The sequence below is a fragment of the Telluria sp. AC161 genome (genome assembly GCF_979258535.1).
This window is the reverse complement of the sequence record NZ_OZ409861.1, coordinates 4665230-4689890: the sequence shown is the minus strand read 5'-3', so window position 1 is coordinate 4689890 and position 24661 is coordinate 4665230. Positions and strand designations below refer to the sequence as shown.

Below are 24661 nucleotides of genomic sequence, written 5' to 3'. Positions count from 1 at the left end.
CGACAACGAAGCATGCCAAGCCGACAAACATCCATCCAACAACGCCGGCGCGTATGTCGCGCCGGCGTGATCAAAACACCATCAAGCCGCGCGCGGCGCCGCGCCCACCGGCGCATGGAATGCCGCCAGCAGCGCCGCTTCTTTCGCCTTCGCCGCTTTCAGGTGCCGTTCCTTCACATGCCCGTAGCCACGGATGTCTTCCGGAATGCTGGCCACTGCCACGGCCTGCGCCAGGTTGTCCTCCGTGAGCTTGGGCAGCAGCGCCGCCACCGTCGCGCGGTATTCGCCGATCAGGGCGCGTTCAACGCGGCGCTCGGCGGTATAGCCGAACACGTCGAACGCGGTGCCGCGCAGCCCTTTGAACTTCGCCAGCACGCCGAACGCGCGCATCATCCACGGGCCGAACTCCTGCTTGATGGCGCGGCCTTCCTTGTCGTGCTTGGCCAGCAGCGGCGGGGCAAGGTGGAACTTGAGCGTGATATCGCCTTCGAACATATTGGCGATCTTTTCACGGAACGCCGGATCGGTATGCAGCCGCGCGACTTCGTACTCGTCCTTGTACGCCATCAGTTTGTACAGGTACTTGGCCACGGCTTCCGACAGGCGGGTGCCCTTGCCCAGGCGCGCTTCCTGCGCCCTGACCTGCTCGACGAACGCCGTGTACTGCCCCGCATACGCTGCGTCCTGGTACGCCGTGAGCAGCTCGACCCGGCGCTTGACGACATCGTCGAGCGTCTGCATGCGCTTGAACTCGATCACCTTGGCCGGCATCGCCGACTTGCTGACGGCGGCCAGATCGTGCCCGGCGCTGCGGCCCCAGTTGAAGGCCGCCTTGTTGAACGCAACCGACACGCCATTGAGTTCGATGGCCTTGAGTAGCGAGGCTTCGCGCAGCGGCACGCGGCCCTTTTGGAACGCATAGCCGAGCATGAACATATTGGTGGCGATCGCGTCGCCCAGCAACGCCGTGGCGATGCTGCCGGCGTCGAGGAATTCGACGTTGGCCTTGCCGCAGGCTTGCTCGATCGCGCCGCGCGAACCTTCGGCCGGGAATTGCCAGTCCGGGTTCTTCACGAACGCCGCCGTCGTGGCGGTGCTCGAATTGACGGCGGCCCAGGTACGGCCTTCGCCCATGCGCGACAAGGCATCGCGGCTGGCCGTGACGATCTGGTCGCAGCCGATCACGAGGTCGGCGCTGCCGGTGCCCACGCGGGTCGAGTGCAGGTCGGCCTGGTGTTCGGCCAGGCGCACGTGCGACATCACCGGGCCGCCCTTCTGGGCCAGGCCGCTCTGGTCGAGGACGATCGCGCCCTTGCCTTCGACGTGCGCGGCCACCGCCAGGATCTGGCCGACCGTGACGACACCGGTACCGCCCACGCCGGCCACGAGAATGCCGAATGGCGTGGCAACCGATGGAATGACGGGCTCTGGCAGCACAGGCGGCGCGGCGTCGGACGCAGCAGCCTTCTTCGACTTTTTCAGGCCGCCGCCTTCGACGGTGACGAAGCTCGGGCAGAAGCCCGACACGCACGAATAATCCTTGTTGCACGATGACTGGTTGATCTGGCGCTTGCGGCCCAGTTCGGTTTCCAGCGGCTCGACCGACAGGCAGTTGGACTGCACCGAGCAATCGCCGCAGCCTTCGCAGACGGCTTCGTTGATCACGGCGCGCTTGGCCGGGTCAGGGAATTCGCCTTTCTTCCGGCGCCGACGTTTCTCGGAGGCGCAGGTCTGGTCATAGATCACGGCCGACACGCCGGGCATTTCGCGCAGTTCGCGCTGTACGTCCATCAGCTCGGAGCGGTGGCGGACCGTGGTGCCGGGCGCCCAGGCGTAGTCGCTCGGGTATTTGTCCGGCTCGTCGGTGACGACGATGATGGGGGTCACGCCTTCGGCCGCGATCTGGCGGCTGATCATGCCCGGGTCGAGCGGACCGTCGACGTTCTGGCCACCCGTCATCGCGACCGCGTCGTTGTAGAGAATCTTGTAGGTGATGTTGACCTTGGCCGCCACCGCAGCGCGGATCGCCAGGATGCCCGAGTGGAAGTAGGTCCCGTCGCCCAGATTGACGAACACGTGCTTCTCGTCGGTGAACGGTGACTGGCCGATCCAGGTCGTGCCTTCTGCGCCCATGTGCGTGAAGGTCGACGTTTCACGGTCCATCCACAGCACCATGTAGTGGCAGCCAATGCCGGCCATTGCGCGCGAGCCTTCCGGCACCTTGGTCGAGCTGTTGTGCGGGCAGCCCGAGCAGAAATACGGGATGCGGTCGGTCTCCGGGTTCGCCTTGGCCGGGATATTGCGCAGCACCAGCTCTTTGGCTTCGAGGAAGGCGATGCGCTGAGCGACGCGCTCGGCGACCGGGTGGCCGGCGCAGTAGTGCCCGATGCGCGAGGCAATGGCGCGCGCGATCTGCGCCGGATTCAGCTCGTACGTGGCCGGCAGCAGCCAGTCGCCATGGCCCATGCGGTTCTTGTTGCTCCACTCGCCCGTGTCGTCGAACTTGCCGACCACGCGCGGCCGCTCGCCGTCAGGCAGGTTGTACAGCTCTTCCTTGAGCGCGTATTCCATGACCTGACGTTTTTCTTCGACCACCAGGATTTCATCGAGGCCCCGTGCGAACTCGTGCACGCCTTCGGCCTCGAGCGGCCAGGTCATGCCGACCTTGTACAGGCGCAGGCCAATGTCCTGCGCAGCCTGCTCGTCGATGCCGAGGTCGGCCAGCGCCTGGCGCGTGTCCAGATAGCTCTTGCCGGCGGTGATGATGCCAATCTTTGGCTGCGGGCTGTCCCAGATGATGCGGTTGAGCTTATTGGCGCGCGCATAGGCCAGCGCGGCATACCATTTGTGGTTGCTCATCCGCACTTCCTGGTCCAGCACGGCGTCCGGCCAGCGGATGTTCAGGCCGCCCTCTGGCAGCTGGAAGTCGGTCGGGATCACCGTTTGTACGCGGTCCGGATCGAGGTCGACGACGGCGCCTGACTCGATGATGTCGGTGACGCATTTCATCGACACCCACAGGCCCGTGTAGCGGCTCATGGCCCAGGCGTGCAGGCCGAAGTCGATGTATTCCTGCACCGACGACGGGTACAGCACCGGGATGCCGCAGTGGGTCAGGATATGGTCGGACTGGTGCGCGGTGGACGACGATTTGGCCGCGTGGTCGTCGCCGGCCAGCACCAGCACGCCGCCAAATTGCGACGAGCCGGCGTTGTTGCCGTGCTTGAACACGTCGCCGCAGCGGTCGACGCCCGGGCCCTTGCCGTACCACATCGAGAACACGCCGTCGTACTTCGCGTCCTTGTACAGATTGGTTTGCTGGGTGCCCCAGACAGCGGTCGCCGCCAGGTCTTCGTTCATGCCGGGATGGAACTTGACGTGGTGCGCATCGAGGTGCGCCTTGGCCTTCATCGCGGTCTGATCGACCGAGGTGACGGGCGAGCCGCGGTAGCCGGTGATGTAGCCGGCCGTGTTCAGGCCGGCCTTGACGTCGCGCTCGCGCTGCAGCATCGGCAGGCGGATCAGCGCCTGCGTGCCGGTCATGAAGGCGCGGCCGCGCTCGAGCGTCCATTTGTCGTCGAGCGTGATGTCTTGTGCGGGTGCGGATGCGGGCGGCGACGCCAGGTGGGCGCGGTCCAGGGGTGCGTTCATTGTGTCTCCAAGAAACTGGTGGCGGTTGCCGTAAGCGGTGCATTTCCTGCATCTCGCTTCTTGGCGGGAGTGGTCTCCCGTCTTGCGCCAGTATAGACCTGCCCCCCCAGCATTAAATTCCAAACAATTCCCCCTCCTTCTTGAATTGCGCAATAAAATTGCCATACAAAAGACGGACGTGGGGAAGGTATGTCAAAGATTGAGCTGGATAAAACAGATCGCAAAATCCTGGAGATTTTGCAGAACGATGGGCGGTTGTCGAACCAGGATGTGGCCGAGCGCGTGAACCTGTCGCCGTCGCCGTGCCTGCGCCGCATCAAGCGGCTGGAAGAAGCGGGCGTGATTCGCCAGTACGTGGCGCTGCTCGATTCGGACAAGATCGGCCTCGGCCTGCTGGCGTACGTGAATGTGCGGCTGGAAAAGCACAGCGAAGTGGCCAGCACCACGCGCCAGCCTGGTTTGCCGGCGACGTCGCCGCGCAACGATTTCGCGGTGTCGGTGGGCAGCTGGCCCGAAGTCGTCGCCTGCTATGCGATGACGGGCGACATGGACTTTTTGCTGCGCGTGCACGTGGGCGACATGGACCACTTCTCGCGCTTCATGATGGGCACGCTGCTCAAGCATCCGGCCGTGCTGGATGTGAAGTCGAGCTTTGCGCTGCAGCGGATCAAGGAAACGACGGCGATGCCGCTGGTGTGAAGTGGTGCAGTGACGGACGTTGAACGCGTGGACGGCAAGCCGTCCACCCTACCGAGATAGCTTACTTTTTCGGCGTGAAGAACTTCACGGCGGCCCGCGTATTGGCCTTGACCGTGTAGTCGATCGCCGCGAACTGCTCCTCCAACGCCTCGGCCATCACGCTGCCCGGGCTTGGCGGTGGCAATTCAAGGTGGGCGTCGGCCTCGCCGTATTCGCGCGTGACGACCATCCCGGCTTTCTTTGCAATATGCATCATCGTCTTGTTGGACGTCAGGCACTGCATATAGAGCGTGTCGACGTCCGAATTGCGGCAGTGGATCGCCGCGCGCTGGAACAGGCGCGTGCCCACGCCCTGCCCGCGCGCCGAGGCCGACACCGACACGCCGAACTCGGCCACCTGCGCCTTGGCCGTGCCGGTGCGCCCTTCGGTCGGCGCGAACGCCAGGTGCCCCATGCCCACCAGCTGGAACACATTGCTCACGACACCAAAGACGATGTCGCGCTCGAAATCGAGCTTGCCGACATACGCCGTGATGCCGTCGTCGGACATCATGCTGCCAAAGCGCAGCAGGCGGTCATCCTTGTCGAGCGCCAGCAGATGGCGCAGCACGCGGCGGCGGTCGCGCTCGTGCAACTCCTTGACCAGGACCGGCGGCTGCCCCTTCTTGCCGCGCAAGCCCTGTAACCAGCGGCGTAATGGATTGTCCAGCATGTTCCCACCTTCCCGTGCGCGACAACCAGTCGATGTCGCCCGTAAATCTTAGCCGATCCGGTCGGCGTCTGCCTTGCTTGTGCCTGTGCCCGTACCAGTGCTGTCGGCAGCGCCCTCTTTCGGACGCTCGCGCCGTGCCTGCTCCGGCGCCAGCCCTGCCGGGTCGTCCTCGTCGCGCCACTGCGCGTGCTCGCTGACCACGAAGCGGCCCTTGCCGGCCTGCTTGGCGGCGTACATGGCCTGGTCGGCCTCAGCCAGCAACGCTTCCTGTCCACGCGCTGCACCCATCTGGCCGCGCGCGCTGGCGATGCCGATACTGGCCGAGATCCTGATGGCATGACCATCGGCCTCGGTGATCGATTCGATTTCCGCCAGCACCAGGCGCGCTACGCGCAACGCGCCATCGCGCGACGTCACGTCTTCGAGCAGGATAACGAATTCATCGCCGCCCAGGCGCGCCAGCGCATCTTCGGCGCGCAGTCTGGCCTGCACGCGACGCGCGACGGTCTTGAGCACCAGGTCGCCGGTCGCATGGCCCCAGGTATCGTTGACCGCCTTGAAGCCGTCCAGGTCGATGAACATCAGCACCACGACGCTGTCGCGGCGGTCGGCCCGGGCCAGCGCCCGTTCGAGCAGGCGGGTCAGTTGCCGGTAATTGATCAGGCCCGTCAGGCTGTCGTGCTGGGCCAGGCGCTCGAGCTGGACCGACTGCGCCTGCAGCTCGGCGGTGCGCTCGGCCACGCGCTGCTCGAGCGTTTCGTTGGCCGCCTGCAGGCGGCGGTTGACGACGCCGATGATGCGGTAGCTGCGGCGCAGGCGCACGCCGGCATAGGCCAGCAGCACCAGCAACAGGCCGGAATACGCCGCCAGGTAACCGCGAAAACGCTGGCGCTCGAGCAGCACGGTGGTGAACGACCGCTCGAATTCCTGCTCCAGGCGGTCGAGCACGATGTCGCTGCCGACGGCGGCGATCTGCGCTTCGAGCAGGTTTTCCAGCGGCCGCTTTTCGAGAATTACGCGGCTGCTCAGGATCACGGCGTCCATCTTGTCGACGACGGCCGGCGAAAAGGCGATCTCCTGGGCGGCGACATTGCCCAGGATTTCTTCGATACGGTTGGCCAGCGCCGGCGATGGGGCGATGTTGTAGCGCAGGATGTCAGTCAGCAGCGCATTCAAGGTCGTGTCGAGCCGCACGACGAACTGGGCCGGCGCCAGCGCGCCTTCGATGCCGGAAATTTCGGTCTTGAGGTCGGCCACGGCCGGTGGCATGTGCAGCAGCGCTGCGCGCAGGCGCGGATTGTGCCGCGCGAACTCGGCCACCAGCATTTCCTTGTTGCGTAGCGCCGTGCGCAGGTCGGCGCAGGCTTCGGTGGCGGCGCGGCTGCCGGTGAGCGGCGCGGCTTGTTCCAGGCGCGCCATCAGGATGCGCATGCGCGGCAGTTGCGAACTCAAGTCGGGCCGGACGCTGGCGCGGCCGGTATGGGCGCGCAGCAGGTTGGCGTCCCATTCGGCGTCGAGCTTTTCGAATTCGCGCAGGTTGAGCAGGACGTTGCTGCGCACTTCGGGGTCGATCACCTCGGTGCGGGTGTACAGAAACACCAGCAGCGCGCTCATCAATACGACGGCCAGGCTCGCCAATAACAGGCGGCGGCGCCGTACCCAGCTCCCTACCCGCCGTACCAGCATCCTGAACATAGTTTTTCTCCAACGCAACAATTGACCATGTGGAAGAATAACAAACCGCTGGCCCACACTGTACGCAGGGTGTAACTACATGTAACTGTGACGCTCTACAGAGCGGTTTTTCACACTTTATTACAAATGGCAGCCACTGCCTCTACACGCGCCATGTGGACGGCCTGGGCGATCCGGTCGCGCTGGTCGCAGCGCGCCGCCACGGCGCCAGCATCCACGCCGCGCGCTGCATCCAGCGCTTGCAGCAGCCAGTCGCCTGCGGGATCGTGTTCAGTATCTTTGGCGTGACAACGCGTGGCCAGCAACATCTGGACAAAGCGCGCGCTCTTGCGGAAGGCGTCGCTGCGCTCGAACAGCGTGACGAGCGCGTCGGCATCGAGTGTGCGTGCCTGTGCGAGCACGCCATGCTCGCGCGCCGTCATCAGGGCCAGGTCGCGGCATTCATTGGGCACCTTCAAGCGCTTGGACACCGCCTCGACGGCCGCCGTACCAACGTCGCGCATCAGGGCCGCGAAACGGATTTCGAGCGGGTGATCCTGCTGCGCGGCGGTGTCGATGACGCGCAGCGTGTGCGGCTGCGTATCGAGTTCGGGCAACAGGCGCGCCAGCGCGCCGCACTCGTCCAGCACGAGCAGCATGCGCGACGGCTGGCGTTCCATCAGGCCACGCGCCAGCTCTTGCCAGACGCGCTCGGGCACGAGGGCATCGACCTCACCTGCCTCGACCATCTGGCGCATCAGGACATTGGTGTCGCCCGCCACCTTAAATTCGGGCAGGCGCGCGGCAAAGCGCGCGACGCGCAGGATGCGCACCGGGTCTTCGGCAAAGGCATCGGACACGTGGCGGAACAGGCGCGCTTCCAGGTCGCGCTGGCCGCCCAGCGGATCGACGATGACGCCATCTTCGCCCTGCGCCATCGCATTGATGGTCAGGTCGCGCCGCACCAGGTCCTGTTCGAGCGTGACGTCGGGCGCCGCATGGAACACGAAGCCGTGGTAGCCGGGCGCGGTCTTGCGCTCGGTGCGCGCCAGCGCGTATTCCTCCTGCGTCTTCGGGTGCAGAAAGACCGGGAAGTCCTTGCCCACGGCGCGAAAGCCGGCCTCGATCATCTGTTCGGGCGTGGCGCCCACGACCACGTGGTCGTGGTCCTTGACCGGCAGCCCGAGCAGCGCATCACGCACGGCGCCGCCGACAACATAACTGCGCATCGCTTTACTCCGGCAAATCGGCGTCGTGCAACGGCGTCGGGTGGTTTTCCAGCATCGCTTCGTTCACCCAGCGCGCCACGGCCGGATGGGCCAGCACGCGCTCGCAATAGGCTTGCAGCGCCGGCGCCAGCATCACGCCATAGGTCTGGAAACGCAGCACGATCGGCGCATAGAACGCGTCGGCAATCGAGAACGCACCGAACAGGAACTGGTGATGGCCAAAGCGCGACAGGCAGTCTTCCCAGATTTCGCAGACGCGGCCAATGTCGGCCTGCGCGCCATGCGTGCGGCCGCGGCCCGGCAGGCGGGCCTGGATATTCATCGGCATGGCGCTGCGTAGTTCGCCGAAGCCGGCGTGCATCTCGGCCACGATCGAGCGCGCCAGCGCGCGCGCCGCCACGTCCTGCGGCCACATATGCTTGTCAGGAAACTGCTCGGCCAGGTATTCGGTGATCGCCAGGCTGTCCCACACCGTCATTTCGCCGGCCAGCAGCACCGGGACGCGGCCTGCGTGCGAGTAGCGGGCGATCTCGTTGGACGTATCTGGCTGGTCGAGCAGGACCTTGATTTCAGTGAACGGAATCCCGAAGGCCATGGCCGCGACCCAGGGGCGCATCGACCATGACGACAGGTTCTTGTTGCCGATGATGAGCGTCAAGCCGGGGCTGCGGGTCTGGTCCAGGGTGTGCGTGAGAATCGGGTCGCGTTCGATGGTCTGCATGGGGTCTCGTCGGGTACGTGGCGAAGGGCGTCCCGGGCGGCGCTTGGAAGCCCGGGACGGCTGCGGTAATCGACATCAGCTTGCGGCCCAATGCCGCGGCTGTCAAGGCGCTCGCCCGGCGACGGGGCGAACCGCGGCCTGGTCAGCCCGTCAGTCCAGCACGGACGTGGAGGGCCGCGGCGTGATCGTGCCCAGGCGCGCCTTGAGCGACTGCGGCTTGCCCTCGAAGATCGACGCATAATTGGTGGCGTTGGCCATCACGTTGCGCACGTAGCCGCGCGTTTCGGTGAACGGAATGGTCTCGACGAAGATCGCTCCTTCCATCGGCGCGTCGAGCCGGCTGCGCCAGGTGCGCGAACGGCTCGGGCCGGCGTTATAGGCGGCCGTGGCCAGCACTTGCGAGCCTTCAAAATTGTTCAGCACCATCGTCATGTAGTTGGCGCCCAGCGTGATATTCACGTGCAGGTCGTTGAGCATGCTGGTGACAAAGTTATTCAGGCCAATCTTGGCTGCCACCCACTTGCCGGTAGCAGGCATCACCTGCATCAGGCCCGATGCGCCCACGCCCGAGCGCGCATCGCGGATGAAGCGCGACTCTTGCCGGATCAGGCCATACACCCAGGCCTTGTCGAGACTCAGGCCCTGGGCCGTGGGCCGCAATACGTCGAGGTGCGGCGCCGGGAAGCGCTGGTCGTAGCTCAGTTCAGTGCGCGTGCGCAGCGACGTCTCGACCATGCGGTCGAGCAGCTCGTTGCGGCGCGCCAGCTCGGCGGCGGCCAGCAACTGACGCTCGGACAGATTGCGCAGACCCCAGCTCCATTCGCGGTTGCCTTCGGCGCGCAGGCGCAGATCGTAGAATTTGATGGCCCGTTGCAGACTCTGATTCGCCGTGGCCTGGGCCAGTTCGGCGGCCGTGATCGGGGCGATCGGGGGCGGCGCGACGACCTGGTTGCCCAGTTCTTCTTGCGCCAGCTGGGTATAGAAGGTGGTCTGGCCAGCGATGCTCTGCCACTGCGCGCGCGCCTCGGCCGGGCGCCCTTCGCCCTGGTGCGCGCGCCCGAGCCAGTAGACCCAGGTCGAGTCGGCGCGCAAGGCCGGCGGCATGGTTTCAATGGTGGCGCGCACGGTTTTCCAGTCGCCGCGGCGCAGCGCCATGCGCGTCTTCCACTGCATCTGGAAGTCGCTCAATGGCGCACCATTCGCACGGTCCCAATACGCGTGCGCTTCGGGCGCCAGCACGATCGAGGCGGCCAGCGCCACATTGGCCCAGCCGATCGCGCGTTCTTCGGCCGTCAGTTGGGCGCTGTTTTTTTCCAGGCCAGCCACAGCCAGGCGCAGCGTGGTGCGCGCCATGCGGCCCACGGCAACCAGGTACAGCTCGCGCTCGGCGCGGCTGTTGCCGATCCCGCGCGCCATGGCCACGGCAGGCAGGTCGACTGCCTGGGTGGCGCGGGTTTCGGGTAAACCAAGCAAGACGGCAGCGCGCCGCGCCGGGCCGCTGGCATTGTCCAGGCCCGCCAGGCGCAGTTGCGTGAGCAGGTCGGCTTCGGTGAACTGGCCATTGGCCACCAGTTGCGCGATCAGGGCGCCGCAGGCGTCGCCATAGCCGGCCGGGGTTTTCAGGAGTGCGCGCGCTTCGTCGGCGACGCGCTCTCCGCGCTCGGCCCTGGCCAGCAGCGCGTAGCAGCGGATCGGCAGGCTGCCGGACTGGGCCAGCGTACCCGCTTCGCGTTCGAAGGTATTCCATTCGCGGCGCTTGCCCAGCTCCATCAGCCATTCGGCGCGCAGCTGCTCGGCCACCGCCGTGCCTTCGTGGCGCCGCAGCACTTGCAGCACCTCGTCCTGGATGGCATCGCGCAGGCGCGGTTTCAGACGATAATAGTCAACGTAGGACGCCAGCAGATAATTGGTCACCGGCAAGCGTGACGCGATGGCGTTGGCCCGCGCTTCGTCGTTCTGGCGCGCCGCTTCGCGCAGCAACATGAAGTTGTCGTCGTCGGCGCGGCTGGCGGCGCCCGCCACGGTGGGCGCACCCGCCGGAACGGGGGACAGTGCTACCTCGGGCGCGGGTGCTTCCGGGTCTTCCTGGGCCACTGCGCCTGGCGCGAACGCCAGACTCAGAACAAGGGCAATAGCAGCCGGCAACACGCCGACAGACAATTTCGATTGAAACATCCACCACTCTCACAATACGCTGCATTGAAACCATGACCGGCGAACCAAGAATACCACGCGCCTCCGTGCCGCACCCAGACACAAGTGCTCTACAGCAACCACATCAACACAAGGCGTTGTTGCGCGACACACTCAAGGCCCGGCGGCGTGCGCTCGATCCAGCCGACAAGGCCGCGTGGGACGCGCGCATCGGCGCGCGGGTGCTAACATGGTGGCAGGCCAATCCCCACGCCTCGCTGGCCGTCTACTGGCCGCTCGCGGGCGAGCCGGACCTGGGCGCAGCGTACGCGGAAATGGCGGCGGCAGGCGTACGACTGGCGCTCCCCGTGGTCGTGGCGCGCCATGCAGCGCTGGAATTTGCCGAGTGGTTGCCGGGCGAGCCGACCGTAGCCGACCGGATGGGTGTGGCGGTGCCGGCCGACTTGCGCATGGTGACGCGGCCGCCGGCATTGCTGGTGCCGTGCCTGGGATTCAATGCGTTGGGGTATCGCGTGGGGTATGGCGGCGGATTTTATGACCGGACGCTGGCGCCCGAGCCGCGCCCGAGCACGGCGGGCATCGCATATGCGTGCCAGTTGGTCGAATTTGTCGGCGACGCGCACGATGTGCCGCTTGATCGGGTGATTACCGAAGCGTGATGTAACCGGGCATATCGAACGTGGGTTGAACGCGTGGACGGCAAGCCGACTGCGCGTCCCGGTCCACCCTACGTCGCTTTAAGCCACAATCATGCGTAGGGTGGTCGGCTCCGCCGCCCACGCGTTCAAATCACATTGGCGCAACCGCTCAAGGCCTGAGCCGCTGCCAGATCGCCGTCGTCGGCACTGCCTGGTTCATGCTGTAGAAATGCAGCCCCGGCGCGCCGCCGGCCAGCAGCTTTTCGCACAGGCCAGTGACGACATCCAGGCCAAAGGCCTTGATCGATGCGCTGTCGTCGCCGAAGCTGGCCAGCTTGAGACGCACCCAGCGTGGAATCTCCGCGCCGCACATGTCCGAGAACCGCATCAGCTGCATGTAGTTCGTGATCGGCATGATGCCGGCCACGATCGGCACCGTCACGCCCAGCTTGCGCACATTGTCGACGAACGAAAAATACGCGTCGGCATTGTAGAAGTACTGGGTAATGGCGGCGTCAGCGCCAGCGCTCACCTTGCGCGCGAACGCTTGCAGGTCGTCCTGCGGCGAACGTGCCTGCGGGTGCATTTCGGGATAGGCCGCCACTTCGATGCGGAACCAGTCGCCGGTTTCCTGGCGAATGAATTCGACCAGGTCGCTGGCATAACGCAATTCGCCGGCGCCGCCGTAACCGCTTGGCAAATCGCCGCGCAGCGCCACGATGCGCCGGATGCCGCTGTCCTGGTACTGCTTGAGGACGGCGCGGATCGACTCGCGCGTGGCGCCCACGCACGACAGGTGCGGCGCGGCTTCGTGGCCGGCGGCCTGGATCTCCTGCACCGTCTGCAGCGTACCCTGCTGGGTACTGCCGCCGGCGCCGAACGTCACCGAAAAATACCTGGGCTGCAACTCGGCCAGCTTGGCCCGCGTCACGCGCAGTTTCTCGGCGCCTTCCGGCGTCTTGGGCGGGAAGAACTCGATACTGAAATCAGGAGTTTCCATCTTTGTCGGAGAGAAGCAAGGAAGAGAGCGCCCACGAAATGATGCTGTACAGGATGGCTGCCAGGAAGGCCGACCAGAAACCGGCCACTTCAAAGCCACCCACCACGTTCGCCACCAGCCAGAACAGCACAGCATTGATGACCAGGATGAACAGGCCCATCGAGAGCAGCGTCACTGGCAGCGTCAACAGCACCAGCACGGGCCGGATCAGCGTATTGACCAGGCCCAGCACCAGCGCCGCAATCAGGGCGGTGCCGACGCTCGAAACTTCGACGGAGTGCATCAGGTAAGGCAGGGCCATCAGGGCCGCGGCATTGATCAGCCAGGTGATTAACAGGCGCATCGTTACAGACTTTCGTGGATTTGGATAAACGAAACGCCCCGAAAGGCGTTTCACAGAACAACGGAACAGCTAGTGCACAGTCCAGGACTGATTAATAACGGTAGTGTTCCGGCTTGTACGGACCGTCCTGGCTCACCGTGATGTACTTGGCTTGCTCGTCGGTCAGCGTGGTCAGCTGGGCATTCAGCTTGCGCAGTTGCAGGCGCGCAACTTTTTCGTCCAGCTTCTTCGGCAGCGTGTACACGCCCACCGGATACTGCTCGGTGTTCATGAACAGTTCGATCTGGGCGATCGTCTGGTTTGCAAACGACGAGCTCATCACGTACGACGGGTGACCCGTACCGCAACCCAGGTTCACCAGGCGGCCTTCGGCCAGCAGGATGATGCGCTTGCCATCAGGGAAGATGACGTGGTCGACCTGCGGCTTGATGTTGTCCCACTCATATTTCTTGAGCGCGGCAACTTCGATTTCGTTGTCGAAGTGACCGATATTGCAGACGATGGCCTGGTCTTTCATCTTGAGCATGTGCTGCTCGGTGATGACGTGGTAGTTGCCGGTGCAAGTCACGAAGATGTCGCCGTGTTCGCAGGCGTAATCCATCGTCACGACGCGGTAGCCTTCCATCGCCGCCTGCAGTGCACAGATCGGATCGATTTCGGTGACCCACACCTGTGCCGACAGAGCGCGCATGGCCTGGGCCGAGCCCTTGCCGACGTCACCGTAACCGGCGATCACAGCAACTTTACCGGCGATCATGACGTCGGTCGCGCGCTTGATGCCGTCAACCAGCGATTCGCGGCAACCGTAAAGGTTGTCGAACTTCGACTTGGTGACCGAGTCATTGACGTTGATGGCCGGGAAAGCCAGCTTGCCTTCCTGGTGCATCTGGTATAGGCGGTGCACGCCGGTCGTGGTTTCTTCGGTCACGCCCTTGATTTCTGGCAGGCGCTTCGAGTACCACTTCGGATCACGCGCCAGACGGCCCTTGATCGCGTTGAACAGGGAGATTTCTTCTTCCGAACCCGGCTTGTCGAGCACCGAGATGTCGGTTTCAGCGCGCACGCCCAGGTGCAGCAGCAGGGTTGCATCGCCGCCATCGTCCAGGATCATGTTGGCGTGGCTGTCGCCTGGCCATTCGAAGATGCGGTGGGTGTATTCCCAGTATTCGTCCAGGGTTTCGCCCTTGACGGCGAACACTGGGGTGCCGACCGAGGCGATGGCCGCGGCAGCGTGGTCTTGCGTCGAGTAGATGTTGCACGATGCCCAGCGCACGGTGGCGCCCAGGGCTTCCAGCGTGCGGATCAGCACGGCGGTCTGGATCGTCATGTGCAGCGAGCCGGCAATGCGCGCGCCCTTGAGCGGTTGCGTGGCAGCGTATTCTTCCTGGATGGCCATGAGACCCGGCATCTCGGTTTCAGCGATGCGGATTTCTTTTTCGCCCCAGGCGGCCAGGGAAATGTCGGCGACCAGATAGTCGGCAGTTTCTTTGAGTACGGCGTTCATCACGCCCTCCTTTCAATGATTAGAAAAAAGTAACGTGAGCGCAGTTGCTGATATCCGAGCCTGGCTGAAAGGAGTCTTTCAGTCGCAACGCTCCTCGGAACGGAGTAGTTTAGCACGCCTGATCCGCCATGGATATGCTTGCCTGGCCGAGCATCGGGACACGGCGTGACCCGACAGCAACGGCCGACTGTTCAACATTCACGGCTCGCCGTTGGCGCCGAACGTCCGGAATCCTGAACGTTCATTCAGGCGTTCCATGTAAGCGAGCACGGCCGGATAGTGCGGCCGCTCCATCGGCGTGAGCAGCCAGCGGTTGACGCACAAGCCGAGTACGACGTCCGCCAGCGAGAATTGCGCGCCCGTCACGTAGGCGCCGGTGGTGATCAGCTGGCGCTCGAGAATGCCGATATGCCGGTGCCAGCTGGCGATACTCGCTGCGATCTGATCCGGATCGCGGTGCGCCGGGCTGCTCCGCACCAGTCCCATGAACGCATAGCGCCAGGCATTGTTCAATTCGGTGGCTTGCCAGTCCATCCATTGCTCGACCAGCGCGCGAGCGCGCGGCGTGGGCGGCAGCAGGTGCTGTTCGGCGCTGTTGGCGCACAGATAGCGGCAAATCGCGTTCGATTCCCACAGCACGAAGTCGCCATCGACGATGACCGGCACCGTCGCGTTCGGGTTGAGCGCAAGAAAGGCTTCCTGCTGGGGCGACTGAAAGCCTGCGCCCCAGTCTTCGCGCTTGAACGGAATGTCCAGTTCGCTGCAGGTCCACAAGACCTTGCGCACGTTGAGCGAAGCAGCTTTTCCGAGAATTTTCAGCATGATGTTCCTTCCACCCTGTTGGGCATGAAAAAACCCCAAAAACTGCAGGGCAATTTTTGGGGTTGGATGTACGGTCGCGGTCGGCGCGCCAGGAACTTATGCGATGCCGGCGGCTGCGCGCAGTTCGGCTGCCTTGTCGGTGCGTTCCCACGTGAATTCCGGCTCTTCGCGGCCGAAGTGGCCATAGGCGGCGGTCTTGGTGTAGATCGGACGCAGCAGGTCGAGCATCTGGACGATGCCTTTCGGGCGCAGGTCGAAGTGCTCGTTGACGAGCGCTGCGATCTTGTCGTCCGGGATCACGCCGGTGCCTTCGGTGTACACGGTGATATTGATCGGACGCGCCACGCCGATGGCGTAGCTGACCTGCACCTGGCACTGGCGCGCCAGGCCGGCGGCGACAATGTTCTTCGCCACGTAGCGGGCCGCGTACGCAGCCGAACGGTCAACCTTGGTAGGATCCTTGCCCGAGAACGCGCCGCCGCCGTGCGGGGCTGCGCCGCCGTAGGTGTCGACGATGATCTTGCGGCCGGTCAGGCCGCAATCGCCCTGCGGGCCGCCGATGACAAAGCGACCGGTCGGGTTGACCAGGAAACGCGTTTCCTTGAGCCACTCGCGCGGCAGCGTGGTCTTGATGATTTCTTCGATGACGGCTTCTTCGATCTGCGCGTGCGTGACGTCAGGATGATGCTGGGTCGAGAGCACGACGGTGTCGACGGCCACCGGGCGACCATTGACGTAGCGCAGCGTGACTTGCGACTTGGCGTCCGGGCGCAGCCATGGCAGGCGGCCATCCTTGCGCAGCTGCGACTGGCGCTCGACCAGGCGGTGCGCGTAGTAAATGGCAGCTGGCATCAGCTCTGGCGTTTCATCGCACGCGTAGCCGAACATCAGGCCCTGGTCACCGGCGCCCTGGTCGAGGTCGATGCCCTTGCCTTCGTCGACGCCCTGGGCGATGTCCGGCGACTGCTTGTCATAGCAGACCATGACAGCGCAACCCTTGTAGTCGATGCCGAAATCGGTATTGTCGTAGCCGATGCGCTTGATGGTGTCACGTGCGACCTTGATATAGTCGACGTTGGCGTGGGTGGTGATTTCACCGGCGAGAACGACGAGGCCGGTATTGCACAGCGTTTCTGCAGCGACGCGGGCGGTTGGATCCTCGGTCAGGATCGCATCGAGGATGGCGTCGGAAATCTGGTCAGCCACCTTGTCTGGGTGGCCTTCGGAAACGGATTCAGAGGTAAAGAGGTAGTCGTTCGACATGAAGGCTCCTGTTACGGGTCATAATTCTGCCGCAGCAAACTGAGCCTGCGACGCTTTAGCGACATTTATATTCCGCTTCGCAAGTTGTCTGTTAACTCGGCGGATCCAGCATAAAGTGGTATTTTACGCTTCCTTGGAATTTTGGTGTGGAAACGCGCGTGGCGTCCGCTACCCAACAATCGACATGCTAGTTGTACTTTTCCGGATACTTTCCGTTTTTCCCTTGCCACTCCTGCACGCCCTGGGCGCGGCGATGGGTTGGCTGGTGTATGGCCTGTCGCCATCGTATCGCAAGCGCCTGCGTGCCAACCTGGCGCAGGCCGGCTATGACGCCCACTGGCGCGCGGCCGTCGCCGAGGCCGGCAAGGCCGCGATCGAGCTTGCATTCGTCTGGTGCGCCAACCCGCAGCGGGTTGCCAGGCATGCCACGGTAGAGAATTGGGACCTGGTTCAGGCCCGGCTCGACGCCGGTCGCGGGATTGTCTTTCTTACGCCACACCTGGGCTGCTTTGAAATGACGGCGCAGCAAATCGCGCTGCGCACGGCCTTGACCGTCATGTATCGCCCGCCGCGCAAGAGCGCATTGAAGCCACTGGTCGAAGGCGCCCGTGCGCGCCATAACCTGCATCTGGCGCCGGCCAATCTGTCGGGCGTGCGCATCCTGGCCAAGACGCTCAAGGGCGGCCAACCGATCGGCTTGCTGCCAGACCAGGTGCCACAGGAAGGCGAAGGCGTCTGGGCGCCCTTTTTCGGCCGCAATGCCTACACGATGACGCTGCCGGCCAAGCTGGCCCAGCTTGGTAAAGCTGACATCCTGCTGGTGTATGCCGAGCGCCGTCCGCACGGCGCCGGCTACATCGTGCGCTTCGTCGAGTTCGATGGCGACCTGTCCGGCACGGGTGCCGAGCAGGCAGCGGCCATCAACCGCGCGATGGAGCAACTGATCGCCCGCGCGCCAGCCCAGTATTTCTGGAGCTATAACCGCTACAAGCAGCCGGACGGCGTAGCGGGTCCGGACAGCGAGGCCGCACCATGAAGGTCTTGCTGGGATTTATGTGGTTGCTGCATTTCTTGCCGTTGCCCATTCTGGGCCGCTTCGGCGAAGCGATCGGCAGCCTGATGTTCGTGATCCTGGGCAAGCGCCGCAAGATCGCGCTGACCAATCTGCGCCTGTGCCTGCCCGAGCTCGATGAGCGCGCGCGCCGCACGATCGCCAAGCAGCATTTCCGCGCTTACGCCCGCAGCATCTTCGAGCGCTCGATCCTGTGGTGGGCGCCGGAAGAGCGCGTGCGCAGCCTGATCCAGATCGAACCATCGGTGCCGCTGGCCGCCATGCAGGACGGCCCGACGATTTTGCTGTGTCCGCACTTCGTGTGCCTGGACGTGGCCGGTATCGGCGCCCGTGTGATTCCCGTGTGCAGCATGTACGTGCCGCAAAAAAACGAAGACTTCGATCGCCTGCTGCGCCATGGCCGCGAACGCTACGGCCCGGTACGCCTGGTCACGCGCAAGGAAGGCATCAAGCCGATCCTGCGCGCGCTGCGCGATGGCCTGCCCTACTTCATGCTGCCCGACATGGACTTCGGCGAAAAGGATGCCGAGTTCGTGCCATTCTTCGGCGTGCCGGCCGCGACGCTGACCGCGCTGGGCCGGATTGCCGGCACGACCGGCGCCAAGGTCATCCCCGTGATTGCTACCTACCTGCCGAATTACCAGGGCTGGCGCGTGCGCTTTTATCCGGCCTGGGAAAACTACCCGGGCGACGATATGGTCGAAGCGACCCGCCGCATGAACGCTTTTATCGAAGAGCGCGTGCGCGAGGCGCCGGAACAATACTTCTGGACCCACAAACGTTTTAAAACCCGGCCGCCGGGTGAACCTTCGCTGTACGATTGAAGCCATGAAACTGAAATTCACCAAGATGCACGGCGCCGGCAACGACTTCATCGTCGTCGATGCGATCAACCAGCAAGTCGACCTGAGCATCGATCAATGGCGCCGCCTGGCCGACCGCCGCTTCGGCATCGGCGCCGACCAGATCCTGGTCGTGGAACGCCCGACTGACGCGGGGGTGGACTTTCGCTATCGCATCTTCAACAACGATGGCGGCGAGGTCGAGCAGTGCGGCAACGGCTCGCGCGCCTTCGTGCGCTTTGTCGTCGACAAGGGGCTGACACAGGCGCGCAGCATCCGCGTGCAGACCATGTCCGGGATCATCAGCCCGCGCCTGGAAGACGACGGCAGCGTCACGGTCGACATGGGCGCGCCGCGCCTCGTGCCGACCGACGTGCCGTTCGACGCGACCGGCCTGGCGGGCATGGCGCAGGGCGACGACACGCTTTGGCCATTGCCGGTCGGCGATGAGACCGTCTTCGTGTCGGTCGTGTCGATGGGCAATCCGCATGCGGTGCAGGTGGTCGATGATGTCGATGCGGCGCCGGTAGAAGAAACCGGTCCGCTGATCGAGCGCCATGTGCGTTTTCCGAAACGCGTCAATGCCGGCTATCTGCAGGTAATCGACCGGCACCATATCCGTCTGCGCGTGTTCGAGCGCGGCGCGGGCGAGACGCTGGCCTGCGGCACCGGCGCCTGCGCCGCGGTCGTGGCCGGCATCCGGCGCAGCCTGCTCGATTCGCCGGTGCGCGTCTCGGCCCGTGGCGGCGAACTCAGCATCGCCTGGGCCGGGCCGGGCCAGCCGGTGTATCTGAGCGGGCCGGCCGTGTCGGTGTTTGAAGGCGAAGTCGAGATCTGAGACTGATGCCGCCAAGTCAGGCGGCCGTGCCTTGATTGAACGACACGCGCGTCAGGCCGCCAATTCGACGTCGGTCCCGGCCCCGTCGTCGCTGTCAGGCTGCGCGATGTTGAGCAGCGTGCGCAGCCGGTACAGGCGCTGGCGGTAATTGCCTTCCGGCCCGGCCGGGCCACAATCGACCGGCTCGAACAGGCGCACGATGCGGTCGAGCGCCTGGCGCTCGGGCCCTGGCGCCACCATCACCAACCGCCGCTTGCTGCGCCCGTAACTGGCCCGGATATCGATGACCAGGCAGTGGCCCTGGTCGGCGGCGACCACATCGAGCAGCAGGGCTTCGGGGCGCGACAGGTTGAACAGCTGCGCCAGTTCGAGGCGCGCCGCCAGCAGCGGATGCGTTGCCAGCGCCCCGGCGTGCAGCGCCAGCAAGGCGCCCGTGTCGGTGTACGGCGTGGTGTAGAAGCGCGGCGCGATCTTGTGCAGCAGGCCGGCTGCATCGGGCGCATCTTGCTGCGCCGCCTTTTGCAGCCAGTACACGGCCCGCACGTCGTTGTTCTCGTTTTCGCGGCGCGCGCGCCAGGCATTGTGGCCGCATTCGAGCTGGGCGTCGCGATATCCCATCTCGGCCGCGCGTTCGAGGTAGCGCTGGGCATCGGCCACGTTACGTTGCGAGAATTCTGGCTTGATACAGATACGCGACAGCGCGTACCACGCCTCGGCCAGCCCCTGCTCGCCCGCCAGTGTCAGCCAACGGATCGCCCGTTTGAAATTGGCCACGTGCGCGGCATGCGCATCGCCACTGCCGATGCGCCGGCCATCCACCCGCATGCGGGCCGAGCGCAGGCCTAGCGCCAGTTGCGCATGGGGATCGTGTTCGGCGGCAGCCAGTTCCCAGAAGATGGCCAGCTCACCGGGATCGCAGGGCGCCGGCGCGGCGCCGGCCGCATCACCAACGTCACCAACGTCACCAACGTCACCGACTCCATGAACCCCACCGAGCGCAGGATCCATTAGACGCGCGCAGCGCGACAGCAGCGTGATCTCATCCGGCGCGAACCGGCGCAGTTCGCCCGGTTCGCCGTGTTCATCGACCAGCGCCCGCGCCTGCGGCAACGCCATGCGCAGATAGTCGGCCCAGCGCCGCGCGAACCACAGCGCGTCGAGGCCGGCATGCTGCGCCATGGCGGCGGATTGCGCGGGCGAGAGTCGTGCGCCATGCAGCGCACCCTGCACCGCCGGCGTACGCGCCGCCATGGCCGGCGTGGCCGCCGCCCTGCTGGCGGCCTGCTCGTGTTGCCGGGTCAATAGCACCTGGGCATGCGAAAAACCAGCCCGCGCGGCGTCTTCGAGCGCACGCACGGCTTTCGGCTGCCGCTGCTGCTGCGCGGCCGGCGCCAGGGGATCGAGCACCAGTTGCGCAAACACGAGACCGGCATGCACGCTACCATCGTCATACGCGCGTTCGTACCATTGCGACACGCCTGCTGCATCGCGCTGCGCCAGTTCAAACGGGATATGGTTGCCGATCAATTGCCACGCTGGCGGACAATCTTGTCGCGCCGCGCGCTCCAGCCAGTGCAGCGCGGTAGGAAGGCTTTGCGGCAAGCTGCTGCTGCCAAACAGGTACAGCTTGCCCAGCGCGAGCTGGGCCGCCACCTGGCCGGCACGGGCATTGCGGATGATTGCCAGTTCTTCGCGGTTAGCCATCGTTGGAATACGTGAAAGACATGACGTGAAAGCCATGGAAAGTGTGCTTGCGACACACAGCGGCAACGTGGAAGTTGCAAATATACAAGCTATCGGCACCATGCGGCGCTGCTGTGCGAACGAGGCCAAAGTCTACGCCGTGGCAGATGGCGATTCGATTGGATTCCGGAGCCGATTGAGAGGTCACAAAACAGCACGAATCAGATGAAACTGTTTCGGATATTCGCAAGACAAACGGTCAGGCCGAGGCCGGCAACGTCGGGTTGCCCCGTCGACAGGTGCTGCACTACCCCGATTTTTGACAGTCGTTTCAAAAATACAACAGCACGGTTCGATTTATTGGCAAGGAGCGCGGCGGCCCCCCGATAATTGACGGATTAGCTAGTCTTGACGTTTGAAAGATTTAAGGTGCACGTATCGCGCGTTCAGCCAGGTCTCAACGCTCCAGATGTACGTGTTCACTTTATTGACAGGATTACCCCGATGAAGACCTCTCTCCTGGCTGTCGCACTGCTTGGCGCTTGCGCCGGTGCGGCCCATGCGCAGACGTCAGTACAGGTCTACGGCAACCTCGATGCCGGCATCGTCAAACGCAGCAGCCAGAACGTCAGCATCGGCAAGCGCTCGGCCAACACCCTGGGCTTCAAGGGCACCGAAGAGCTGGGCAATGGCCTCAAGGCCCTGTTCCAACTTGAAACCCGTTACGAGCCGGACACCGGCAGCGCCGAAATCGGCCCCGATGGCGATGGACGCCGGTTGTTCCAGGGCCAGAGCCGCGTCGGCCTGCAGGGCGACTTTGGCATGCTGCGCATCGGCCGCGGCCTGACCCCGTTCCACGAAACCATCGGCGCCTTCGAGCCATTCCACGCCATCGAAACCGCGGGCGGCTTTTATACCGATCTGAGCGTGGCCGGCTACAGCTCGCAGCCCCTCGACCCGGTCGGTTCCACCGCCAACCGCTGGTCGAACGCGGTCTGGTACAACTCGCCGGTCGTGAACGGCTTCCAGCTCAACACGGCGCTCGCCACCAAAGAAAACAATGGCGCCGTTGCCATCATCGGCCGCGGCAGTGCAGCGGCGCCGCAGTATGCGGCCGGTACTGAAGCTTCGACCAATCCGTTCTCCATCTCCGGCACCTACAACAACGGTCCGGCTGCGCTGATGGCGGCGTATGAGCGCAATGCCGTCGAATCGAAGGTCTGGTCGATCGGCGCATCGGTCAGCCCGACGCCCGAGCTCAAGCTGATGGGCACGTTCACCCGGCTCGACGAGGACAATACGCGCCTGTTCAATACCGACACCAGTTCGTGGGTCGTGGGCGCGAATTACACGGTCGGTCCCGGGAAGTTCCTCGCTGGCTATGGTCAGAAGGACACCGATGGCCTGGAGAAGGTCAAGCAACTGTCGCTGGGCTACGAGTACAGCCTGTCCAAGCGCACCTACCTGTATTTTGACGTGTCGCGCAAAAAAGGCGTCCCGACCGCCCCGGGCACGATCAACCAGTACGACATCGGCATTCACCACACGTTCTGAACCACTGCGGCGGACCGCAACCTCTCGAAGGAGGGCACCGGCAACGGTGCCCTCCTTTGTCGTTTTGCAACGCTTTGTAGCCTTTTCACAACGACAACGCACCCCCAGGCCCCATCCGAACGAGCGTTCTGTACAGTGCAGCAAGGCAATGGCATATTTGCGTGGCGGGCCCATGCCACGCGACAAGAAAATAATATGGAGACACCATGAAAAAATGCCTTATCGCCGCCCTGCTCGGCGCGACCTTCGCAAGCACCGCTCTGGCCCAGACCAGCGTCCAGATCTACGGCATTGCCGATGCCGGCGTGATGTGGCAAAAAGGCGGCCCGACCAAGATCTACAGCGGCGGCGCCGACGGTTCGCGCCTTGGCCTGCGCGGCTCCGAAGACTTGGGCAATGGCTACAAGGCGATTTTCAATCTTGAAGCCCGCGTCGAACTCGACACCGGTTCGCAGCAGCCAACCCTGATGAACGACAATCCGGGCCGCTACCTGCTGCGCGGCATGGAGCGCATCCCGGTCGCGATCCGCGACCGTCTGCAAGCGGCCATCCAGCCGCCGGGCGGCCCTGCCGTCAACCAGGAAAAAGCCCTGTTCGACCGTACTTCGATGGTCGGCCTGATCACCCCGATCGGCGCCGTACTGCTGGGCCGCATGTACACGCCGGGTTACGAAGTGTTCAATATGGCCGATGCGTTTGAATCGGGCACCGCCGGCACCTGGGGCCACGTCACGGGCGGCACCGCCGGCTTTACCGCACTGGGCGCGGACATCCGCTCGCAGGAAGCCATCCAGTACCGCATTGCGTTACCGAACGGCCTGGGCGGCTCTGTGATGTACGGCGCGCGCAATTCGGGTTACCTCGGCCGCTACAACAAGTTCCGCGCCGGCGCGCTGACGTACAAAGCCAACGGTTTCGATGTCGGCGTCGGCTACAACCATGGTTATGACCAGCAGAACCGGCCAAGCCTGCGCACGCTGACCGTTGGCGGCTCTTACGCGCTGGGCGAGAGCTGGAAATTCTTCGCTGGCTTCCACAGCCAGCGCAACGAGAACTCGGCGTTGATCCCCGACTATCTGAATGGCTGGGATCAAGCCGTGGCACCGGCGCTGACCGCGCAAGGCATTCCACTGCCAAACCAGCTGGCCCTGCGCGGCATCTTTGCCAACGCGATTTCGGCCAACACCAAGCAGGACGCCAACAGCTATCAGGTCGGCCTCCACTACAAGATCGGCAATGGCCGCGTCGTCGCGTCGTACGCGCACCAGAACGACCGCACCGCATCCAACAGCGATGCCAACCTGTACGCGCTGGGCTACAACTACTACCTGTCCAAGCGTACCGACCTGTACACGGCGTTGGCGTTCATCAAGAACGACAACGAAGCCCAGTATTCGCCAGGCACGTCAGGCAATCCGGGCGGCTTTACCGAAGCGCCGGGCGCCGATGGCCGCGCCTTGCAGCTGGGTATCCGTCACCGCTTCTGACCGCACCCGCGTTCACGCAAAGACGCCTGCGGGCGTCTTTTTTGTTCTCCGGTGCAACGCCCAGCGTCGGTTAAAATGATCCGATCCATTTCAATACCCTATTCCCCATGAGCACTGCACCACTGGACGCCAGCACTGTTGCGCAATACCTGACCGATCACCCGGAGTTCTTCCAGGAGCAAGCCGGCTTGCTGGGCGAAGTGAAACTGTCGAGTCCGCTGACCGGCCGCACCGTGTCGCTCCAGGAACGCCAGATGGAAGTCATGCGCGACAAGTACCGCGCGCTTGAATTGCGCCTGTCCGACCTGTCGCGCCGCGCCGAAGAAAACGCCGGCATCGCCAACCGCTTTCACGCCTGGACCCAGGCCCTCCTGGTCTCGAAAGGCGGCGCCGCGATGGCGCGCGACCTGACCGAGGGCTTGCGCACCCACTTCACCGTGCCGCAAGTGACCTTGCGCCTGTGGCATGTGGCCCCGGAACATGCCGATGCCTGGTTTGCCAGCAATGTCTCGGACGACGCACGTATCTTCGCCAACAGCCTGCGCGCGCCATATTGCGGTCCGAACAATGATTTCGAAGCGGTGCGCTGGCTGGACGACGCCGAATCGATCCGCTCGACGGTGATGCTGCCGCTCGGCGCGCCGGGCCAGAGCTTTGGCCTCCTGGTGCTCGGTTCGCCCGATCCGGCGCGTTTCACCACCGCGATGGCGACCGATTTCCTGGTCCACATCGCTGCCACCGCCACCACCGCCCTGGCGCCGCTGCGCGCTTGACC

The 24661-nt window shown here is 64.4% G+C and carries 20 protein-coding genes and 1 riboswitch; of the genes, 8 read left to right on the top strand and 12 right to left on the bottom strand.

Annotated elements, in window-relative coordinates:
* Positions 1-81 precede the first annotated feature (81 nt).
* Complete coding sequence (locus ACZ0AJ_RS20895; RefSeq protein ID WP_499456351.1) at positions 82-3651, bottom strand: indolepyruvate ferredoxin oxidoreductase family protein; 3570 nt, start codon at positions 3649-3651, stop codon at positions 82-84.
* A 189-nt stretch (positions 3652-3840) separates the two neighbouring features.
* Between ACZ0AJ_RS20895 and ACZ0AJ_RS20890 the strand changes: the two genes are divergently transcribed.
* On the top strand, positions 3841-4350 hold the full coding sequence (locus ACZ0AJ_RS20890; RefSeq protein WP_183554481.1) for an Lrp/AsnC family transcriptional regulator: 510 nt from the start codon (positions 3841-3843) through the stop codon (positions 4348-4350).
* A gap of 61 nt (positions 4351-4411) precedes the next feature.
* Here ACZ0AJ_RS20890 and ACZ0AJ_RS20885 read toward each other — a convergent pair whose 3' ends face one another.
* The 5 genes from ACZ0AJ_RS20885 to ACZ0AJ_RS20865 all read right to left on the bottom strand — a co-directional run bounded on the left by ACZ0AJ_RS20885 (position 4412) and on the right by ACZ0AJ_RS20865 (position 10861).
* Positions 4412-5062, bottom strand: coding sequence for a GNAT family N-acetyltransferase (locus ACZ0AJ_RS20885; RefSeq protein ID WP_499456350.1), 651 nt, complete (start codon positions 5060-5062; stop codon positions 4412-4414).
* A 48-nt stretch (positions 5063-5110) separates the two neighbouring features.
* Positions 5111-6757 (bottom strand): diguanylate cyclase, encoded by a 1647-nt coding sequence (locus tag ACZ0AJ_RS20880; RefSeq protein ID WP_499456349.1) that lies wholly within the window; start codon positions 6755-6757, stop codon positions 5111-5113.
* A gap of 110 nt (positions 6758-6867) precedes the next feature.
* Positions 6868-7965, bottom strand: a complete 1098-nt coding sequence (locus tag ACZ0AJ_RS20875) for a multifunctional CCA addition/repair protein (protein WP_499456348.1) — start codon at positions 7963-7965, stop codon at positions 6868-6870.
* Between the two features lie 4 nt (positions 7966-7969).
* Complete coding sequence (locus ACZ0AJ_RS20870) at positions 7970-8686, bottom strand: glutathione S-transferase family protein (protein ID WP_183554496.1); 717 nt, start codon at positions 8684-8686, stop codon at positions 7970-7972.
* A 150-nt stretch (positions 8687-8836) separates the two neighbouring features.
* Positions 8837-10861, bottom strand: a complete 2025-nt coding sequence (locus tag ACZ0AJ_RS20865) for a lytic transglycosylase domain-containing protein (protein WP_499456347.1) — start codon at positions 10859-10861, stop codon at positions 8837-8839.
* 32 nt (positions 10862-10893) lie between these two features.
* Here ACZ0AJ_RS20865 and ACZ0AJ_RS20860 point away from each other — a divergent pair, with 32 nt between their 5' ends.
* A complete protein-coding gene (locus ACZ0AJ_RS20860) occupies positions 10894-11499 on the top strand; it encodes a 5-formyltetrahydrofolate cyclo-ligase (RefSeq protein ID WP_499456346.1) in 606 nt (201 codons plus the stop codon).
* 148 nt (positions 11500-11647) lie between these two features.
* Here the strand turns inward: ACZ0AJ_RS20860 and metF are convergent, their stop codons facing one another.
* The 5 genes from metF to metK form a co-directional block, all read right to left on the bottom strand.
* A complete protein-coding gene (gene metF / locus ACZ0AJ_RS20855; RefSeq protein ID WP_183554502.1) occupies positions 11648-12478 on the bottom strand; it encodes a methylenetetrahydrofolate reductase [NAD(P)H] in 831 nt (276 codons plus the stop codon).
* On the bottom strand, positions 12465-12821 hold the full coding sequence (locus tag ACZ0AJ_RS20850; RefSeq protein WP_332531946.1) for a phage holin family protein: 357 nt from the start codon (positions 12819-12821) through the stop codon (positions 12465-12467). Before ACZ0AJ_RS20850 ends, metF begins: the two co-directional genes overlap by 14 nt.
* Positions 12822-12912: 91 nt before the next feature.
* Complete coding sequence (gene ahcY, locus ACZ0AJ_RS20845; protein ID WP_499456345.1) at positions 12913-14325, bottom strand: adenosylhomocysteinase; 1413 nt, start codon at positions 14323-14325, stop codon at positions 12913-12915.
* Positions 14326-14354: 29 nt separating this feature from the next.
* Positions 14355-14427: riboswitch (S-adenosyl-L-homocysteine riboswitch) on the bottom strand.
* 96 nt (positions 14428-14523) lie between these two features.
* Complete coding sequence (locus ACZ0AJ_RS20840) at positions 14524-15147, bottom strand: glutathione S-transferase family protein (RefSeq protein WP_499456344.1); 624 nt, start codon at positions 15145-15147, stop codon at positions 14524-14526.
* Between the two features lie 96 nt (positions 15148-15243).
* Positions 15244-16410 (bottom strand): methionine adenosyltransferase, encoded by a 1167-nt coding sequence (gene metK / locus ACZ0AJ_RS20835; protein ID WP_183554512.1) that lies wholly within the window; start codon positions 16408-16410, stop codon positions 15244-15246.
* Positions 16411-16594: 184 nt separating this feature from the next.
* On the opposite strand from metK, the gene ACZ0AJ_RS20830 reads away from it, so the two are divergent.
* From ACZ0AJ_RS20830 to dapF, 3 genes are read left to right on the top strand one after another with little or no spacing between them, the layout of a single operon-like run.
* Positions 16595-17446, top strand: a complete 852-nt coding sequence (locus tag ACZ0AJ_RS20830; RefSeq protein ID WP_183554515.1) for a lysophospholipid acyltransferase family protein — start codon at positions 16595-16597, stop codon at positions 17444-17446.
* The gene (locus ACZ0AJ_RS20825) at positions 17443-18306 is read left to right on the top strand and encodes an LpxL/LpxP family acyltransferase (protein ID WP_499456343.1); all 864 of its coding nucleotides are present in this window, start codon (positions 17443-17445) and stop codon (positions 18304-18306) included. The genes ACZ0AJ_RS20830 and ACZ0AJ_RS20825 overlap by 4 nt, the downstream gene beginning before the upstream one ends.
* A gap of 4 nt (positions 18307-18310) precedes the next feature.
* Positions 18311-19162, top strand: a complete 852-nt coding sequence (dapF, locus tag ACZ0AJ_RS20820; RefSeq protein WP_499456342.1) for a diaminopimelate epimerase — start codon at positions 18311-18313, stop codon at positions 19160-19162.
* Positions 19163-19213: 51 nt separating this feature from the next.
* On the opposite strand, the gene ACZ0AJ_RS20815 is transcribed toward dapF, so the two are convergent.
* Entirely contained in the window at positions 19214-20866 is a 1653-nt protein-coding gene (locus ACZ0AJ_RS20815) for a tetratricopeptide repeat protein (protein WP_499456341.1), read from the bottom strand.
* A 483-nt stretch (positions 20867-21349) separates the two neighbouring features.
* Between ACZ0AJ_RS20815 and ACZ0AJ_RS20810 the strand changes: the two genes are divergently transcribed.
* From ACZ0AJ_RS20810 to ACZ0AJ_RS20800, 3 genes are all read left to right on the top strand, one after another.
* Positions 21350-22399: a porin gene (locus ACZ0AJ_RS20810; protein WP_499456340.1), complete on the top strand. Its 1050-nt coding sequence runs from the start codon at positions 21350-21352 to the stop codon at positions 22397-22399.
* A gap of 206 nt (positions 22400-22605) precedes the next feature.
* A complete protein-coding gene (locus ACZ0AJ_RS20805) occupies positions 22606-23886 on the top strand; it encodes a porin (RefSeq protein WP_499456339.1) in 1281 nt (426 codons plus the stop codon).
* 107 nt (positions 23887-23993) lie between these two features.
* The gene (locus ACZ0AJ_RS20800) at positions 23994-24659 is read left to right on the top strand and encodes a DUF484 family protein (RefSeq protein WP_499456338.1); all 666 of its coding nucleotides are present in this window, start codon (positions 23994-23996) and stop codon (positions 24657-24659) included.
* Positions 24660-24661: the final 2 nt, after the last annotated feature.